A 2,565-nucleotide genomic window follows, 5' to 3' on the forward strand; every position below is an offset into this window, starting at 1 on the left:
AATACTGCACGCGATCCTTTCCCATCGATCTTGATGGCCAGCGGAGTATCCAACTTAAGATGTTTTAAAAAAACTGTTTCCGTTTCAAAAGGCAATGATTTCAGCCATTGCCAGTCGATAAAATCTTCATCACTCTCTGAAAGAGTGATGTAACCGATTCCAAGAGATGTTATATTGTGAAAAAAGTGGGTTCCCTGGGAAGGCTCGGCCTGCAATTTGTCGGATGTTGTTTCGATGATGGCTCCCACACCTGAAATATCATTCCAGCTAACTGGAATCCCCAGCCAGCGGTCGGCCGAACCCCAGCGTCCCGGACCGATCAGAAGATACTTGCGCTCCCGGTGCTGTAGCAATTTGTTAACTCTGCTAATTTCGGCGGCGATTTCAACGGTACGGGCAGGATCAAACGTATCAAGATCGACAAAAACAATATCAGCAATATCTTTGATTTTGCCGTTTCCCATAGCGTTGCTTGAATAACAAAAAGCCTGGTCTATCTCCTGGTCGCTGATAGCAACGTCTATATGTTGCCGTCCCAGAACCATGGGCCTGATCTGGAGCAGAGAAAACTCCGCCTTTTGATTCCCATTAAAGGGCAGATTCACGGCAAATTCGATTTCCACAGCCCCACCCATTCCTTTGCGTCCTATTTTTAGTAGTTCTGATAGTATATCAGTAAACGGAAAGGAGTCGTACTTCAGTATTCTGGCAAATGTCAGTACCAGGTGTCCGTGAGGGTGGACCGCATCCCTGATCCTGTGATCTTCAGGAATATAGGTGCTTGCAAGGTATTTAACCGGATCGTGATCCTGAACATCCTCAATCTTCAGTTTTGCCAGGGTAGCATCATCGATGGAGCTGAAATTTTTTGGAAAATCATCCATTTTTAAAGCATAAAAGAAGCGCTGAGAATTTTTAAGGATGTCATCCACTGTTGAAAGCTGTGGCAAAAACTGAGGGTATTTAGGGCAAAAACGCAGAACTTGACCGCCTTCGACAACCGTTTTCCCAAGGCCCAGCGCCATATGAACAATCCCTTCTTCCGATTTCATGTGTGATAGCGGGTAATAGTTGTAGGACTGGGCCACCCCGGAAAACGCCGGGTAGAAATAACCGTCATATTCCCGTCCGGTTAGCTGCTGGATTAGAATCGCCATTTTTTCATCTTCAATACGATGCAGCGTGCTTTTGGCATAAACCTGCGGTGTCTCCTGATAGGTCGAAGCATATACCAGCTTGATGGCCATGGTAAGCTGCTTGAGCCTTTGCTTTAAATCAAAATGATTGTTGGGCAGCATAAAGGTTTTGTAAATACCGGCAAAAGGTTGAAACTGGGCGTCCTCAAGGAGACTGGAAGAACGTACTGCCAGGGGATATCTGGTCTGTGTCAGGAACAATTCCAGAGCACGGCTCAGCCAATCCGGGATCCGGGCCTCTAAGAATATCTCGGAAATACGGGCGTCGCTGAGTTCACGTCCTAAAATGTCTTTGAGATTATTTTGTCCGATAAAGGCATCAAAACTTTCCGTAGAGATCACAAAAGTCTTGGGTGCGCGGATGATGGTGCCTGGAAATTTATTTTGAAACTCGGGATTTTCCTTAAGCAGGGTGGATAAAAACGCAAGTCCCCGGGCCTTACCCCCTAAAGAACCTTTACCGACTTTAACAAAATCTGCATCCGGATCATAGTCTCCGGGAACAAAATCTGTTACAACGCCCCTCTGGCGGCCCTTGCGTCGCTGATGGATGCAAGCTGCGAGGTATTTTTTGATCTCGGCTACGCTGGAAAAATCGGTGGCTTTAACCAGTCTCAGCTTTGAAGCCAGCATGATCTCGGAGCGGGCAAAAAGCCAGCTGGAAAAATGGTTTCTAATAGCATGATAATAAACGGATTCGTCGGGAATAGAAGGCAGAATCTCTTCCATGGTCCTCAGATTGGGTGCCCTGGCCACCTCGCGGCCGTCGGGCAACCGAAAGATAAAATCACCAAAGCCGAGATAGTCAACGAAAAAGGATTTAATTTCGGAATGTAATGAAGGCGAGTTTTTATGCAAAAAGACCGCCGGAATTTTTGCCGCCTTGTCCCGGTTGGTTTCATCCGAGCTTAAATTGAGAAGCGGTATATCAGGGCTTTCTTGCTTGATCATGGTAAGCAAATCAAAGCCGGCCTGGTCGTCGATTTGGCCGTTGCGCGGGAAGCGAACATCCGAAAAAACGCTGAGCAAATATGGCTTGAAGCGCCGGTAAAGATTTTCGGCTTCTTCAAAGTTCTCCGCAACCAGAACTTTGGGCCTAGCACGCATGCGGAGGATGCGATGCTCTGAATTCAAAGACTCCTCCATCAGCGCCTGGGTCTGCATCACAATCTCTTTATACAGCAGCGGCAGCAACACTGAGCAGTAGATGGGCGAATCTTCCACCAGGATAATGACGCGTACCTTGGCCCTTTGGGTGTCATAGTCAACGTTCATCCGATCTTCGACATTCTTTATTATGGCCAGCAGTAGGTCTGTATTGCCGTACCAGACATATAATTTGTCAAAGGAACTGCGATCGGCATATTTT

1 protein-coding gene is annotated in these 2,565 nt (G+C 47.0%); it reads right to left on the reverse strand.

The genetic code is table 11. The features are described from left to right. Nucleotides 1-2,565: PEP/pyruvate-binding domain-containing protein (locus V3S16_RS16845; protein WP_413887050.1), on the reverse strand; the 2,565-nt coding region annotated here is incomplete at both ends.

The organism is Candidatus Desulfatibia sp. (assembly GCF_036446775.1).
Classification (GTDB): Bacteria; Desulfobacterota; Desulfobacteria; order Desulfobacterales; family UBA11574; genus Desulfatibia_A.